The organism is Brevundimonas huaxiensis, assembly GCF_014218725.1.
GTDB lineage: Bacteria > Pseudomonadota > Alphaproteobacteria > Caulobacterales > Caulobacteraceae > Brevundimonas > Brevundimonas huaxiensis.
Genome location: NZ_JABBJE010000002.1, coordinates 110,393 through 125,470, shown reverse-complemented (window position 1 = coordinate 125,470; position 15,078 = coordinate 110,393). Strand labels below are relative to the sequence as shown.

Here is a 15,078-nt window from a genome sequence, read left to right as displayed (position 1 = left end):
GCCATGACCGACGACGTGACCAAAGATTCCAACGGCAACCTCCTGGCTGACGGCGACAGCGTGACCCTGATCAAGAATCTGAAGGTCAAGGGATCGGGCGGGGTCACGCTGAAGCGCGGGACGCTGGTCAAGACCATCCGCCTGACCGGCGATCCGGACGAGATCGAGGCCAATGTGGAGAAGGTGCGCGGCCTGGTCCTGCGCACCGAGTTCGTGAAGAAGGCCTGACCCTCTTCCCTTCGCGCGATGCAGCCGCCATCTAGCGGCCTATGACCGACACCCTCGCCGCCCCGACCTCGACCGCTTCCGCCAACAGCAAGATTCCCGTCACTGTCCTGACCGGCTATCTCGGTGCGGGCAAGACGACGCTGCTGAACCGAATCCTGACCGAGGATCACGGCAAGCGCTACGCCGTCATCGTCAACGAGTTCGGTGAGATCGGCATCGACAACGACCTAGTGGTCGGCGCCGACGAGGATGTGTTTGAGATGAACAACGGCTGCGTCTGCTGCACGGTGCGGGGCGACCTGATCCGCGTGGTCGCCGGCCTGATGAAGCGCCAGCGTCCCGGCAAGCCGGCCTTCGACGCCATCATCGTGGAGACGACGGGCCTGGCCGACCCCGGTCCGGTGGCCCAGACCTTCTTCGTGGACGAGGACGTCAAGGCCAAGACCCAGCTGGACAGCGTCACGACCCTGGTCGACGCCAAACATGTGATGGCGCGCCTGGACGATTCCAAGGAGGCGCGCGAGCAGGTGGCCTTCGCCGACCGGATCATCCTGAACAAGGTCGATCTGGCGACCGCCGACGAACTGAACGCGGTCGAGGCGCGTCTGCGGGCGCTGAACCCGCTGGCGCCCATCGTGCGGGCTGAGCGCTCGAACGTGCCGCTGGATCAGGTGCTGGGTCTGGGCGCCTTCGATCTGGAGCGCATTCTCGAGGTCAAGCCGGACTTCGTGAACCCGCCGCACGGCGCGGACGGCCATGTGCATGACGAGCACTGCGGCCACGACCATCACGACCACGACCATGGGCACGATCATCATCACCACGACCACGCGCATGATCACGCCCACGGCGCGCGAGGCCACGCCCACCAGGACGACATCAAGGGCATCTCCCTGTCGCTGGATCGGCCGCTGGACGGGGCGAAATTCACCGCCTGGCTGGACCGGCTGCTGGGCGAGCAGGGTCAGAACATCCTGCGCGCCAAGGGCATCATCGACGTCAAGGGCGAGAACCGCCGCGTGGTCTTCCAGGCCGTGCACATGATCCTGGAAGGCGACCTGCAACGCGAATGGGGCGTCGCCGAACGCCGCTGGAGCCGCGCCGTCTTCATCGGCCGCGATCTGGACGAAGCCGCGCTGAAGGCCGGCTTCGAGGCCTGCGCCGCCTAACGTCAACCTGACCACGGTTGACCTACAGATTTAGATGATTCACACAAGGCAAGGGCCGCGTCCGAAAACGCGGCCCCGCCCATACTCTGCCGACCCTTTGCCGACTGCTGACCGGACCGACTTGCAGGTCAATCCGATCACCCTTCAGACGACGAATCGCCTGCCGTGCCGCTAATTCGGCAGGATTCAAGCGATCCGGCAACATTCTTTTAGCCTTCCCCCAACAGAACCTCGGGACAAAGGTTAAATGTTCTGTAAATGTTCCATTTACTGAAAGGGGTGCAGAGGCTCCACTTTCTCACTTGGAATAGGCCTTACTTCTCGAACAGCTTGTTCCAGCGGCGCTTGTCGCGGGCCTTCCAGGCGCCGCGGTGGTAGGCGTCGGAGCCGATCAGGGGGACGACCGTGGTGGCTTCGGCGAAGACCATCTGTTCGTGGGTGGTCTGGACCTTGCCCCAGGAGGCGGCCTCTTTCAGCGTCGAGGACGAGCAGGCGCCGTCGCGCACGTCGGCGACGGTGATCTGGACCGCATAGCGGTGCATCTCGGCCTCGACACCGAGGATTTCGGCGCAGACGACCGTGTCCTGGGCGAAGTTCTTGGGCACGCCGCCGCCGACCATGAACAGACCGGTGACGCCGGCGGCGATCTTGATGTCGGTCAGTTCGCGGAAGTCGGCGATGGCGTCCAGCATCAGATAGGGCTGACCGGCGGCGGCGCGTTCCTTCTGATGCTTGACCAGACCGAAGCCGGCCGAGCTATCGACGAAGGCCGGGCAGAAGATCGGCACGCCCTCTTCATAGGCGGTCTGGATCAGCGAGCCGGGCTTTTTCGCATTGCCCTCGCTGAGCCACTTGCCCATTTCCCAGATGAACTCGCGGCTGGAATAGCCGCGCGGCTCCAGGCGGTTGGCGATCTCCAGGATGGTGTGGTCGCAGGCCTGGAGCTCTTCCTCGTCGATATAGGTGTCGTAGATTCGGTCGATGTAGTTGTCGCGCAGGACGTTGTCGTCCACCTCGCCGGCCGCCTGATAGTGTTTGAAGCCCAGGGCCTCAAAGAAATCCATATCGACGATCGAGGCGCCGGTGGCGACCACGGCGTCGACCATGCCCAACTTCACCATGTCGCGGTAAACGTGCATGCAGCCGCCGGCCGAGGTCGAACCGGCCAGGATCAGCCAGGGCGAGCAGTCCTTGTCCTCGATGGCCATCGAGAAGATATCCGCAGCGCGGGCGGTGTCGCGCGACGAGAAGGACATTTTGCGCATCGAGTCGATGATCGGGCGCGCGTCGAAGCTGGTGATGTCGACGTGCTCGACGACATTCTGCAGCAGCTGGGCCTTGGTGTTCGATTGAACGGGAGCGTTCATTTCGGCGGTTTCCCTGTGATTTGAGCGCCCGTCGAACAAGCAGACGTGCCGGGACGGAGCGACCGACAGGACCGATAGACGCCCAACCATCGGCCGTCACCCTCGGACTTGATCCGAGGGCCGGACGTTCCGCCGCGCGTTCCTCGCAAGGAAGACGCAGACGGGCCGCTCCTCGGGTCTTGCCCGAGGATGACGGTTGCAGGTGCTAGCGTGCTACTTCCGGCGCGACTTGCGCTGACCGGCCTTACCCTTGGGACGTGACAGGCGCACGACCTTACGGGCGTTCTCTTCCGCCGTGGTGCGCACGGTGGGGATGGAACGCGGGGCCAGACCGTACAGCGAGGCCATCGGGGCGTCCTCGACCGCGGCGATGTCGTGTTCGCCATAGCCGTTGAAGCCGGTCGACATGGCGACGCCATAGGCGCCCAGCATGCCGATTTCGATGAAGTCGCCTTCGCGCACATCGGCCGGCAGCCAGAAGGGTCCCGGCATATGGTCGATGGAATCGCAGGTCGGGCCGTAGAACTGAAACGCCTTCAGCTCGCCCGCGCTTTCGCCGTCCCGGACCAGCTTGGTCGGGAAGGGCCAGCGCGAGTGGGTCGCGTCGAACAGCGAGCCGTAGGAGCCGTCGTTCAAATAAAGGGCGTCGCCCTTGCGCAGGTCGACACGGGCCAGGATCGACGAGGATTCGGCGACCAGCGCCCGGCCGGGCTCGCACCACAGCTCGGTCGTTTCCGACACCGGCATCTCGTTGAAGCCGCGATGGATGGCGTCGGCGTATTCGCTCATGTCCGGCGGGACCATGCCCGGATAGACGGACGGGAAGCCGCCGCCGACATCGACGATATCGACGATCACGCCCGCACGGCTGATCGACCGGCCGACCTGGGCCATGGCGGCCTGATAGGCGGTCGGGCGCATGCACTGGCTGCCGACGTGGAAGGAAACGCCCATCAGGCCGTCCTTGACCGCCTGGCGCGTCGCCATCAGCAGGGCCGGCGCCTGATCCGACGACACGCCGAACTTGCCCGACAGCGTATAGGCGGCGCCGTCGGCCGAGACGGCCATGCGCACGATCAGGTTCAGGTCGTCCGCCCCGCCGGTGGCGTCGAGGATCTTGTTCAGCTCGTCGATGCAGTCGAGCGAGAAGGTGCGCACGCCGTGATCGAAATAGGCCTTGGTGATCGCAGAGCGGCTCTTGACCGGATGCATGAAGGCCAGGCGAACGTCATGGCTGACCGAGCGAACCAGCTCGATCTCGGCGATAGACGCCACGTCGAAGCCGCGAACGCCGGCCTCGATCAGGGTTTCAACGACCCAGCGCGAAGGGTTGGCCTTCACAGCGTAGAAGACGTCGGCCTTTAGATTATCCTGGAACCAGCGCGCCGCTACGGAAACCGAACGCGGCCGCACGAGGGCGACGGGACGTTCAGGGGACCGCTCACGGACCAGGTCCAGGGGAAGCTGATACGTGCGCAATTCACGTAACCCCCTGCTAATTGTTAAACCCAGACCGGCGTTAGCGGCGCAGACAGGACCTACGGGGTCCGCCGGAGAGCGCGATATGGGGACGCGCGACTGTCATGTAAAGAGGTTTTTTCATGGCGGGGCCAGCAAGAAGCTGTGCGAAGCGTCGGGGAAACTGGCGACCAACGGCTGCGTTAGGCTTTCGAGGGGACCGTCATGAATCGCTGGATCTTTCTGTTTCGTCGCCTGTCGCGGCAACTGTGGTGGCGCGCCAGCCTGTATGCCGCTCTTGGCGTGATCGCCGCATTGGCCGGGGCGTGGGGCGCGCCGTTCGCCCCCGACGTTCTGGCCGAACGGTTCGGCGGCGATTCCGTGGAGGCGGTGCTGACGATCTTAGCGTCCAGCCTTCTGGCGGTGGCGACCTTTTCGCTGGGCGCCATGGTCACCGCCTACACAAGCGTGTCGAGCGCAGCGACTCCACGAGCCGCCGCCCTGATCACCGGCGACGAAAGCACGCAAAAGGCCCTGTCCACCTTCGTCGGGGCCTTTCTCTACGCCATCGTCGGCGTCACCGCGATCAACGCCCAGTATTATGGTCCGGGCGGACGAGCGATCATCTTCGTCTTCAGCCTTGGCGTCGTGGCGTTGGTGGCCTTTCGTCTTCTGACCTGGGTAAGCCGCCTGACCAGTCTGGCGCGGCTCAGCCATACCGTCGAGCGGGTCGAGGCCGAGGCGGCCAAGGCGCTGAAGGCGGACGCGGAACGACCGCGAATGGGCGCTGCGTCGGGCACGTTGTCGCAAGGCCGGATCGTCGCGGCGGCGTCGACCGGCTACGTCCTGAACGTCGATGTCCAGCACCTGCAGACGCTGGCGGAACGGGCGGATGCGCGGGTCCAGATTCTGGCGCGGCCTGGCGCCTTTCGCATGCGGGGCGAACCCTTGGCGCGTCTGGACGGCGACAAGATCGCCCCAGATGCGGTGCTCAGCGCCTTCATCCTAGGTCGGGAACGGTCGTTCGATCAGGATCCGCGCTATGGCCTGATCGTCCTGGGCGAGATCGCCGACAAGGCGCTGTCGAGCGCCGTCAACGACATCGGCACGGTCGTGTGCGTCGTCGGATCAGGCGTTCGGCTGCTGGATCAGTGGGCCGATCAGAGAACCGAAAAGGTGGCGGAGTGTGACCGCGTTCTGGCCGAGGCGCTGGACGCCTCCGAGCTGCTGGACGACATCTTCGGCCCGGTCCTGCGGCATGGGGCCCACGATCTGACGGCCGCCATCAGACTGCGCAAGGCCCTGGCGTCGCTGTCGGTCCATCCGGTTCTGGCGGGTCCGGCGCTGGCCATGGACGCCCGGCTGCTACAGGCGGCGCAGCCCCAGAACGCGGCGGACGGGGCGCTTCTGCGGCGTTGCGGCCTGGGCGAGACCGTAAGGGCGGACTAGACGAAATCCTACGCCCCGTGCGATTAAGACTTGCCCAAGCGTGATTTCAGCTTATTGCGGCGCCCCTTCGCCATAGCCTCCTAGCGAGTTCATGAGTTCATCCGCAGCCGCCGCCGCCCCTGGGCTAGTCCTGGCGCGTGACGTGTCGAAGACCTTCGGATCGCGAAAGGCGCTGGACGGCGTCTCGATTTCCGTGGCCTCCGGCGAAATGGTCGCCCTGATCGGTCCGTCCGGTTCGGGCAAGTCCACCCTGCTCCGCTCCATCACCGGCCTGCAGTCGATCGACGCCGGCGCCGGCACCATCCAGGTGTTCGGCGAGACTGTGCAGAAGGACGGGCGGGTCACCGGCGCCGTGCGCAAGGCGCGCAGCAAGCTGGGCATGATCTTCCAGCAGTTCAATCTGGTCGGTCGCCTGAGCCTGTTCTCCAACGTCATGCTGGGCGCGCTGGGGCGTCTGCCCGGATGGAAGGGCCTGCTGGGCCTGTGGCCGCAGGCGGACAAGGACAAGGCCATGGCGGCCCTGCACCGCGTCGGCGTCAGCGACTACGCCGCCCAGCGCGCCAACACCCTGTCCGGCGGTCAGCAGCAGCGCGGCGCCATCGCCCGCGCCATCGTGCAGGGCGCCAAGGCCATTCTGGCCGATGAACCCGTCGCCTCGCTGGACCCGGTGTCCGCCCGCAAGGTGATGGAACTGCTGGTCGAGCTGAACAAGCGCGACGGCATGGGGGTGATCGTCACCCTGCACCAGGTCGACTACGCCATCCGCTACTGCGACCGCGTCATCGCCCTGCAAGGCGGCAAGATCGTCTATGACGGCCCGTCCACGGCGCTGGACCAAAAGCGCCTGATCGAAATCTACGGTCCCGAATTCGAGGACGCGTTCTGGGAGACCAAGGCATGAGCCTGTCGCGCATTTCCCCCAAGCCCAAGGCTTTTGGCCGCCTGTTTGCTGCGGCCGGCGCCGCCGTCATGATCCTGGGCCTGGCGGCCTGCGGCGGCGGCGAGGACAAGAAGGCTGCGGGCGGCGCAGCGAGCGAGATCACCTTCTCGATCCTGTCCGCCGAAGGCCAGGCCTCGGCCGGCCCGCTGTGGCAGCCGCTGCTGGACGACATGTCCAAGGCCATCGGCGTGCCAGTGAAGCCCTATTTCGGCTCAAACTACACCGTCCTGGTCGAGGCCATGCGCGGCAACCACACCCAGGTGGGCTGGTTCTCGGCCAAACCTGAGGTCGAGGCCATCGACCGCGCCAAGGCCGAGGTCATCGCCCGCACCGTCAACCGCGAGGGTCTGGACAGCTATCAGTCCACCCTGATCGTCAAGAAAGGGTCGGGCATCACGCTGGATCAGGTCATGGCGTGCGGCAAGAAGTACAACTTCGGCATCGGCGACGCCCAATCGACGTCGGGCACACTGGCCCCGCTGACCTTCCTGTTCAATCCGCGCGGCGTGGTCCCCAGCCAGTGCTTCAAGACCGTGCGCTCGGCCAACCACCAGGCCAACGCCTTCGGCGTGGCGACCGGCGTGATCGACGTAGCCACCTCCAACAGCGTGAACACCATCTTCATGCGCAAGGAGAACCCGCAGCTGGCCGGCCAGATCGAGGAAATCTGGACCTCGCCGCCAATCCCCGAAAGCGGCATCGTCGTGCGCGAGGACCTGGATCCGGCGCTGAAGGAAAAGATCCGCAGCTTCTTCCTGACCTATGGCCAGGGCGAAGGCGCCGAGGCCGAGCGGCAGCGCAAGGTTCTGGCGGACCTGGAATATTCCCGCTTCACCGCCGCCGACGACAGCTATCTGGACCCGATCCGCGAAATGATCGCCGACCAGAAACTGGGCGAGGCCCGCGCCAAGGGCGATACGGCCGCCGCCGCCGCCGCCGAGCGCGAGCTTCAACGCCTGCGCAGCCTGCGTGAGGTCCGGCCTTGACCGCAGTCGCGTCTCCTGCCGTCGCGATTCCGGCGGCGCCCAAGAAGTCCGTCCTCGCCTGGGTCGCCGACGTCCTGGTGTGGGGCGGCGTCGCCGCCGTGCTGCTGTACAGCATCGACGCTGTCGATCTGGGCAACATCTCGCGCCTGTTCGCCGGCAACGACAGCACCCAGCTGTTCGTCCACGATCTGCTTCGTCCCGACTTCAGCGACTGGAAGATGTTCGTCGCCAAGATGTGGGAGACGGTGCAGATCGCCCTGTGGGGCACCTTCCTGGCCGTGATCCTGGGCATTCCGCTGGGTCTGGCGGCGGCGCGCAACATCGCGCCCGTCTGGGTCGTGACGCCCGTGCGCTGGATCATGAACCTGCTGCGTTCGGTGCCGGATCTGGTGATCGGCCTGCTGTTCGTGACCGCCGTGGGCCTGGGGCCTTTGGCGGGCGTCCTGGCCATCACCCTGAATACGGCCGGGGTTCTGGCCAAGCTGTTCTCGGAAGCCGTCGAGTCGATCGACAAGGGTCCGGTCGAGGGCGTGCGCGCCACCGGCGCGGGCAAGTTGCACGAGATCGTCTGGGGCGTCCTGCCTCAGGTTGCGCCGCTGTGGACGTCGTTCGCCCTGTACCGTTTCGAATCCAACAGCCGGTCCGCGACTGTGCTGGGTCTGATCGGCGCGGGCGGCATCGGCCAGGTGCTGTTCGACAGCATGAACGCCTTCGATTTCCGCGCCGTCTCGGCCATCGTGATCGTCGTCGTGGTCGCCGTGACCCTGATCGACACCCTGTCGCAGGTGATGCGCCGCCGCCTGCTGTAGCGGCGGCGGTCCCTTTCGCGGGACTGTCATAATCCTCTGCTCTAAGCATCGCGAAATCGATGCTCAGGGAGAGCCTTGGATGATCCGCACACTGAAACTGGCGGCTTCGGCCGCCGCCCTTCTGGCCCTGGCGGCCTGTGGCGATAACGGCGGGGGCGGCTCCGCCTCCGGCGCGCGCTCCGGCATCTGGGCGGCCGGTTCGTCGACCGTCTTCCCCTTCGCCACGCGGGTCGCCGAGACCTTCGCGCGCGGTTCGGGCGGCGCGGCGCCGCGCGTCGAATCGCTGGGCACCGGCGGCGGCATCCAGGCCTTCTGCCAGGGCGTCGGCCCGACCACCCCGGACATCGCCAACGCCTCGCGTCAGATGAAGCAGTCCGAGTTCGACCTGTGCGCCAAGAACGGCGTCACCGACATCGTCGAGATCAAGATCGGCTTCGACGGCATCGTCATCGCCACGGCCCGTAACGGCAACGGCTTCAACTTCGAACTGAATGACCTCTACGAGGGCCTGGCCAAGGAAGTGCCGGGCGCTGACGGTCAGTTCGTCGCCAATCCGGCCAAGACCTGGAACCAGGTCAACGCCGGCCTGCCGAACCAGCGCATCCAGGTCTATGGCCCGCCGCCCACCTCGGGCACGCGCGACGCCTTCCTGGAGCTGGGCATGACGCCGGGCGCCAAGCTGGTGCCGGCCGTCAAGGCGATCGAAGGCGACAAGGATCGGTTCGAAGCCATCGCCCACACCCTGCGCGAAGACGGCGCCTGGATCGATTCCGGCGAGAACGACAACGCCATCGTCCAGACCCTGACCCGCACGCCGGGTTCGCTGGGCGTGTTCGGCTATTCGTTCCTGGAACAGAACCTGGATACGGTGAAGGCCGAGACCATCGACGGCGTCGCCCCGACCGCCGACACCATCGCCAGCGGCGAATATCCGCTGTCGCGCAGCCTCTACATCTATGTGAAGAAGGCCCATATCGGCGTCATTCCGGGCCTGCAGCAGTTCGTGCAGGAGTTCCTGTCGGAAGGCGCCGCCGGCAAGGGCGGCTACCTGGCCGACCGCGGCCTGATCCCGCTGCCGGAAGACCAACTGCTGGCCCAGCGCGCGACCATCGCCGCCATGACCCCGATGGCCCGCCCCGCCAAATAAGGCGGAACCCGACCGCCGTTCCGCCCCTTCTTTCACCGGTTCGCCCCGTTGAAGCGCGAAGCGCTTCAACTGAAGCGCACGAGGCCGTAGAAGGGGCGGGATAGCTGTCAGGATGATTTGATGACCACCACGCCCGCGCGCCTGCGCAAGGCCGTACTGCCCGTCGCGGGCCTCGGCACCCGGGTCCTGCCCGGAACCAAGACGACCCCCAAGGAACTGCTGAACGTCGTCGACCGGCCGATCCTGTCCTACATCGTCGAAGAGGCGCGCGAAGCCGGGATCGAGCACATCGTCTTCGTCACCGGCCGCTCCAAGGGCGCCATCGAGGACTATTTCGATCACCAGATCGAGCTGGAAGCCCAGCTTCAGGCCAAGGGCAAGACCGACATCCTGGAGATGATGAACGCCGAACTGGCCTCGGCCGGGGAGATGAGCTTCACCCGCCAGATGCAGCCCAAGGGCCTGGGCCACGCCGTCTGGTGCGCGCGCGACATCATCGGCCACGAGCCCTTCGCCGTCATCCTGCCCGACGTGATCGTGGATTCTCAGCCCGGCGCCCTGAAGCAGTTGGCCGAGGTCTATGCCGAAACCGGCGGCAACATCATCGGCGTGGAATCCGTCCCCGAAGATCAGACCCACAAATACGGCATCGTCGATCCGGTCAGCCGCGACGGTTCGCGCATCGTCATGAAGGGCATGGTCGAAAAGCCCGCCGCCGGAACCGCGCCGTCCAACCTGTCGATCTCAGGCCGTTACATCCTGCAGCCGGAAATCTTCGACCTGCTGGCGACGCAGGAAAAGGGCGCGGGCGGCGAGATCCAGCTGACCGACGCCATGGCGCGACTGATGGCGGACCAGAGCTTCACCGCCGTGGAATATGCGGGCGTCACACACGACTGCGGCGACAAGATCGGCCTGTTGCGCGCCAACGTCGCCCTGGCCCTGAAACGTCCCGACCTGGGCGACGCCGCGCGCGAGGCGATCGCGGGTCTGCTCTGACGCTAGGGAAGGCGGCGGGGGTTCCGGTTTACGCCCGCCCCTGCTAACCCTCCGCGCAAATCATCAGGAGACGAACCATGGCGACTTCCGAAGGCTGGGACATGCCGACCGGCGACCTCATGAAGGGCAAGAAGGGCCTGATCATGGGCGTGGCCAACTCCAGCTCCATCGCCTGGGGCATCGCCTCGCAGCTGGCCGCCCAGGGCGCCGAGCTGGCCTTCACCTATCTGGGCGAGAGCCTGGAGCGCCGCGTGCGTCCGCTGGCCGAAAGCGTCGGCGCCAAGCTGCTGATCCCGGCCGACGTCACCGACGACGCCTCGATGGATGCGGCCTTCGCCGAGCTGGAAAAGACTTTCGGCACGATCGACTTCGTCGTCCATTCGGTGGCCTTCGCCAACAAGGACGAGTTGAAGGGCAGCTTCGTGGACAACACCACGCGCGACAGTTTCCTTCTGGCCATGAACATCTCGGCCTTCAGCTTCGTGGACGTGTCGCGTCGCGCGGCCAAGCTGATGCCGAACGGCGGCAGCCTGATCACCCTGACCTATCTGGGGTCCGAGCGGGTCATTCCGAACTACAACACCATGGGCGTGGCCAAGGCCGCGCTGGAGGCCGCGACCCGCTATATCGCGCGCGACCTGGGTCCCAAGAACATCCGCGTCAACGCCATCTCGGCCGGGGCCATGCGCACCCTGTCGCTGGCCGGCATTTCGGGCGGGCGCGGCCTGCACTCCAAGTCGGCGCAGTTCTCGCTGATCAAGGAAGAAACCTCGATGGAGGGCGTCGCGGGCGCGGCCCTGTGGCTGTGTTCGGACCTGGGCCGTTCGACCACAGGCGAAGTCGTCCACGTCGATGCGGGCTTCCACGCGGTGGGCCTGCCGGAAGACATCGAAGGCTGATCAAGGAGGGCTGATCCCAGCCTTCCGCCACCTGAAGCGACAGTTTAAGGCCGGGGCATGACTGCTCCGGCCTTTTCCATGCGCGCCCTGCCCGCCTCGGCCTTTTCGTCCGCCACGGTGGCGACGGTGATCGGGTTCGGCGGGACGGTCGCCCTGGTGGTCCAGGCCGGCCAGGCCCTGGGGGCGGACGCGGGCCAGATCGGGTCAATGGTGACGGCCCTGTGCCTGGGCATCGGCTTGCCAGGCGCGGTGCTGAGCTGGCGGCTGAAGATCCCCGTGGTGCTGGCCTGGTCCACGCCGGGGGCGGCCCTGCTGGCAGCCTCGACCCTGGGCCTGTCCTGGCCGACGGCCATCGGCGCCTTCGTCTTCGCCGCCTTGCTGATGATCCTGACCGGCCTGATCCCGGTGCTGGGGCGGCTGGCGGGGCGGATACCGGCGGCCATCGCCTCGGCCATGCTGGCGGGGGTGCTGCTGCCCTTCGTGCTGAGACTGTTCAAGGTGGCGCCGGACGAGACGGCCTTGGTCGTCGGGCTGATCGCGGTGTTCCTGATCTTTCGACGGCTGTGGCCGACCTGGGCCTTGCCCGCCGTGCTGGCGGCGGCCTTTGCGGTCTTGGCGATGCGGGGGCAGTTGGCCCTGCCGGCCGGAACCGGACTGTTCGGCCATCTGGAGCCGGTTGCGCCCGTGTTCGACTGGAAGGCGGCGGTCAGCCTTGGCTTTCCGTTGTTTCTGGTGACGCTGGCGGCCCAGAACCTGCCCGGGCTGGTGGTCCTGAAGAGCGCCGGCTATCCGCCGCCCGCCAACCGACTGATCCTGTCCACCGGGGTCGCCGGCCTGCTGATCGCGCCCTTCGGCGGGCACGGGGTCAATCTGGCGGCGATCACGGCGGCGATCTGCACCGGGACGGACGCCCATCCCGATCCCACAAGGCGCTGGATCGTGGGGGTGATCTATGGCGGTCTTTATCTGGTCGTGGCCCTGTTCGCCGCGCCGCTGGCCGGACTGTTCATCGCCATGCCGCCGGCCGCGCTGGCGGCGGTGACGGGTCTGGCGCTGATCGCGCCGCTGACCGGCGCGCTGCAAACCATGATGACGGAGGTCGGATCGCGCGAGGCAGCGGTGCTGACGTTTGCGGCGACGGCCTCGGGCCTGACCCTGTTCGGCGTCGGATCGGCCTTCTGGGGTCTGGTCGTGGGTTCTGCCGCTCTGGCCGCCATGCGCTGGATCAGACCGCCGGCCTGATCCAGCTGTAGATGCTAGTCGCGCAGCGAGGCCGGGACCTGGCCGCCGTTTTCGGCCAGCTTCTTCCAGACGGCCTTGGACAGGGCGATGTTCTGTTCGGCCGAGCCATGCTCGCCGGCGTGGACGTTCAGCTCCTCGGCCAGTTCCTTGCGCGCGGCCAGGCTGGAATCCAGGTCCAGCAGCTTAAGAAGATCGACGATCGAGGTCCGCCAGTTGCCGCCGCCGCCCTTGGACGCCGCCAGATCGCTGAGCACCGCCTCGACATCGACGGGCGGCAAGGCCGGCGCGGCGGTCGGGGCCGGCGCTGCGTTGGGCGCCGGGATTCCAGCCGTAGAGGCCGGCGGCGGAACGGGGGCCGCCTTCGGCTTGTGGCCCGTGATCTTGTTCCAGATCGAAGAGAAGATGCCCATCGGTCGCGCTCCTGTTGGTTGTGGGCAGACAACGCGACCGACCGAGCGAGGTTCAGATCAGTCGCGCGCCGGGATGTTGAGGCCGCGCTGGACGGCGGGGCGGGCCAGTCCGCGCTCCAGCCAGGCGGCGACGCGCGAGAAGTCGGCGAAGCCTACGATCTCGCCCGCTTCGTAAAAGCCGATCAGGTTGCGGACCCAGCCCAGGGTGGCGACATCGGCGATGGAATAGTCGCCGACAAGCCAGTCCCGGCCCTCAAGCCGCGTTTCCAGCACGCCGAGCAGGCGGCGGCTTTCGGCGACGTAGCGGTCGCGCGGGCGCTTGTCCTCGTAGTCCTTGCCGGCGAACTTGTGGAAGAAGCCTAGCTGGCCGAACATCGGGCCGATCGCGCCCATCTGGAACATGACCCATTGGATCGTCTCATAGCGGGTCGCCGGGTCGGCCGAGAGCAGTTTGCCGGTCTTCTCCGCCAGATAGATCAGGATGGCGCCGGATTCGAACAGGGCGAGCGGCTTTCCGTTCGGGCCGTTCGGATCGAGGATGGCGGGGATCTTGCCGTTGGGGTTCAGCGACAGAAACTCCGGCCCCCAGGTCTCGTTCTTGGTGATGTCGATCAGGTGCGGCTCATAGGCCAGGCCGACCTCTTCCAGCATGATCGAAACCTTCACCCCGTTTGGCGTCGGCAGGGAGTAGAGCTGGATGCGATCGGGATGCTGGGCCGGCCAGCGTTGCGTGATCGGGAAGGCGGACAGGTCGGTCATGGGTGCGGCCTCGGCTATTGCGATAGGCCTATGTCGGCGCCGCCCAGCCCATCCGCAACACCGACGGGAGCGGTGACGAAACTTCAGTCGGGCTCGCGCTCGCCCACCTCGGTCGGCGGAACGGCCATGAGCCAGCCCTCGACCAGGTGCAGTTCCGGCGTCGCTTCCTTGGTGAAGGGCAGATACCAGGTCGGGCCGCCGGCGGCGGGCGCGATCTCCAGCATGTCGTCCGCGCCGAAGTTCTGGACCGATTTCACCGTGCCCATGACGCCGCCCGCCGTGTCGCGGACCTGAACGCCCAAAAGGTCCGCGAGGTAGAATTCGTCCTCGTCCGGCTCGGGGAACCGGTCGCGGGGGACGTGCAGCTTCAGGCCGCGCAGGGCGTCGGCCTGTTCCTTGGTGGTGATCTCCTTGGCCCGGCCGACGACGCCGTTCTTGTCGGGCCGCGTCGAAGTCAGGGTCAAGGCCACGGTCCCATCGGCGCGCAGCAGAGGGCCGTAGGCGGTCAGCGCCAAGGGGTCGGCGGTGAAGGCGGTCACCCGCACCTCGCCCCGCACGCCGAAGCCGCCGCCGACCTGGCCGACGAGGATCAATCTGCTGTCCGTGGTCATGCGTGTTCTTAACCCATGAAAAAGGCGGCGTCGAAAGACGCCGCCCTGATCATCATCAAACCGAAAGGCTCAGCCTTCAGCCTTTTCCTCGGTCGCGTCAGCGGCCGGAGCTTCTTCGGCAGGCGCTTCTTCAGCAGCGGGAGCGTTCTTGGCGGCTTCGGCGGCGGCGGCGGCCTCTTCCTTGGCGCGGGCGGCGGCTTCAGCGGCCTCGACCTTGGCGGCGGCTTCGGCTTCCAGGCGGTCGGCTTCGCGCTGGGCGCGTTCGGCAGCGCGTTCCTGGGCCTTCTTGCCCGGAGCGCCCTTGTTCGGGTTGTTCGACTGCGTCCACTTGACCTTCTGGCCCAGGGTCTCGTCCTGCGACAGGAAGCGGGTGACGCGGTCGGTCGGCTGGGCGCCCTTGCCAAGCCATTCGGCGATGCGCTCGACCTTCAGGGCGACGCGCGGGGTGGCGCCGTCCTTGGGCAGCATCGGGTTGTAGCTGCCGACCTTCTCGATGAACTTGCCGTCGCGCGGCGAGTGCGAGTCGGCGATGACGATGTGGTAGTAGGGGCGCTTCTTGGCGCCGCCGCGGGCCAGACGAATCTTCAGCATTTCAGGTCTCTTTC

At 66.5% G+C, this 15,078-nt stretch carries 16 protein-coding genes; 10 read left to right on the top strand and 6 right to left on the bottom strand.

What is annotated here, in order from left to right; genetic code table 11:
- Positions 1-3: 3 nt before the first annotated feature.
- Together HF680_RS05785 and HF680_RS05780 are read left to right on the top strand one after the other, a co-directional pair.
- Positions 4-228, top strand: a complete 225-nt coding sequence (locus HF680_RS05785) for an alkylphosphonate utilization protein (protein WP_185224404.1) — start codon at positions 4-6, stop codon at positions 226-228.
- A 41-nt stretch (positions 229-269) separates the two neighbouring features.
- Positions 270-1,397 (top strand): CobW family GTP-binding protein, encoded by a 1,128-nt coding sequence (locus HF680_RS05780; RefSeq protein WP_185224403.1) that lies wholly within the window; start codon positions 270-272, stop codon positions 1,395-1,397.
- 314 nt (positions 1,398-1,711) lie between these two features.
- Here HF680_RS05780 and HF680_RS05775 read toward each other — a convergent pair whose 3' ends face one another.
- On the bottom strand, positions 1,712-2,764 hold the full coding sequence (locus tag HF680_RS05775) for a 1,9-bis(guanidino)-5-aza-nonane synthase (RefSeq protein ID WP_185224402.1): 1,053 nt from the start codon (positions 2,762-2,764) through the stop codon (positions 1,712-1,714).
- Between the two features lie 213 nt (positions 2,765-2,977).
- On the bottom strand, positions 2,978-4,243 hold the full coding sequence (locus HF680_RS05770; protein ID WP_039245976.1) for a type III PLP-dependent enzyme: 1,266 nt from the start codon (positions 4,241-4,243) through the stop codon (positions 2,978-2,980).
- Between the two features lie 204 nt (positions 4,244-4,447).
- Here HF680_RS05770 and HF680_RS05765 point away from each other — a divergent pair, with 204 nt between their 5' ends.
- The 8 genes from HF680_RS05765 to HF680_RS05730 all read left to right on the top strand — a co-directional run bounded on the left by HF680_RS05765 (position 4,448) and on the right by HF680_RS05730 (position 12,693).
- Positions 4,448-5,671 (top strand): DUF2254 domain-containing protein, encoded by a 1,224-nt coding sequence (locus tag HF680_RS05765; RefSeq protein ID WP_185224401.1) that lies wholly within the window; start codon positions 4,448-4,450, stop codon positions 5,669-5,671.
- Positions 5,672-5,762: 91 nt separating this feature from the next.
- Positions 5,763-6,572, top strand: coding sequence for a phosphonate ABC transporter ATP-binding protein (gene phnC / locus HF680_RS05760; RefSeq protein WP_017506638.1), 810 nt, complete (start codon positions 5,763-5,765; stop codon positions 6,570-6,572).
- Positions 6,569-7,597, top strand: coding sequence for a phosphate/phosphite/phosphonate ABC transporter substrate-binding protein (gene phnD / locus HF680_RS05755; RefSeq protein ID WP_185224400.1), 1,029 nt, complete (start codon positions 6,569-6,571; stop codon positions 7,595-7,597). Before phnC ends, phnD begins: the two co-directional genes overlap by 4 nt.
- Positions 7,594-8,406 carry a phosphonate ABC transporter, permease protein PhnE gene (gene phnE / locus HF680_RS05750; RefSeq protein ID WP_185224399.1) on the top strand — a complete coding sequence of 271 codons (813 nt, stop codon included), beginning with the start codon at positions 7,594-7,596 and terminating at the stop codon, positions 8,404-8,406. The genes phnD and phnE overlap by 4 nt, the downstream gene beginning before the upstream one ends.
- A 79-nt stretch (positions 8,407-8,485) precedes the next feature.
- Positions 8,486-9,553, top strand: a complete 1,068-nt coding sequence (locus HF680_RS05745; protein ID WP_185224398.1) for a substrate-binding domain-containing protein — start codon at positions 8,486-8,488, stop codon at positions 9,551-9,553.
- Between the two features lie 120 nt (positions 9,554-9,673).
- The gene (galU, locus tag HF680_RS05740) at positions 9,674-10,552 is read left to right on the top strand and encodes a UTP--glucose-1-phosphate uridylyltransferase GalU (RefSeq protein ID WP_017506634.1); all 879 of its coding nucleotides are present in this window, start codon (positions 9,674-9,676) and stop codon (positions 10,550-10,552) included.
- A 101-nt stretch (positions 10,553-10,653) separates the two neighbouring features.
- Positions 10,654-11,451: an enoyl-ACP reductase FabI gene (locus HF680_RS05735; RefSeq protein ID WP_162237597.1), complete on the top strand. Its 798-nt coding sequence runs from the start codon at positions 10,654-10,656 to the stop codon at positions 11,449-11,451.
- 57 nt (positions 11,452-11,508) lie between these two features.
- Entirely contained in the window at positions 11,509-12,693 is a 1,185-nt protein-coding gene (locus HF680_RS05730) for a benzoate/H(+) symporter BenE family transporter (RefSeq protein WP_235968872.1), read from the top strand.
- Between the two features lie 14 nt (positions 12,694-12,707).
- Here HF680_RS05730 and HF680_RS05725 read toward each other — a convergent pair whose 3' ends face one another.
- The 4 genes from HF680_RS05725 to rpsP all read right to left on the bottom strand — a co-directional run bounded on the left by HF680_RS05725 (position 12,708) and on the right by rpsP (position 15,064).
- A complete protein-coding gene (locus HF680_RS05725) occupies positions 12,708-13,103 on the bottom strand; it encodes a DUF3597 family protein (protein WP_039245841.1) in 396 nt (131 codons plus the stop codon).
- Positions 13,104-13,160: 57 nt separating this feature from the next.
- Entirely contained in the window at positions 13,161-13,862 is a 702-nt protein-coding gene (locus tag HF680_RS05720) for a glutathione S-transferase N-terminal domain-containing protein (protein ID WP_185224397.1), read from the bottom strand.
- Positions 13,863-13,945: 83 nt separating this feature from the next.
- On the bottom strand, positions 13,946-14,473 hold the full coding sequence (gene rimM, locus HF680_RS05715; RefSeq protein WP_185224396.1) for a ribosome maturation factor RimM: 528 nt from the start codon (positions 14,471-14,473) through the stop codon (positions 13,946-13,948).
- A 69-nt stretch (positions 14,474-14,542) separates the two neighbouring features.
- Positions 14,543-15,064 (bottom strand): 30S ribosomal protein S16, encoded by a 522-nt coding sequence (gene rpsP / locus HF680_RS05710; RefSeq protein WP_185224395.1) that lies wholly within the window; start codon positions 15,062-15,064, stop codon positions 14,543-14,545.
- Between the last annotated feature and the right edge of the window lie 14 nt (positions 15,065-15,078).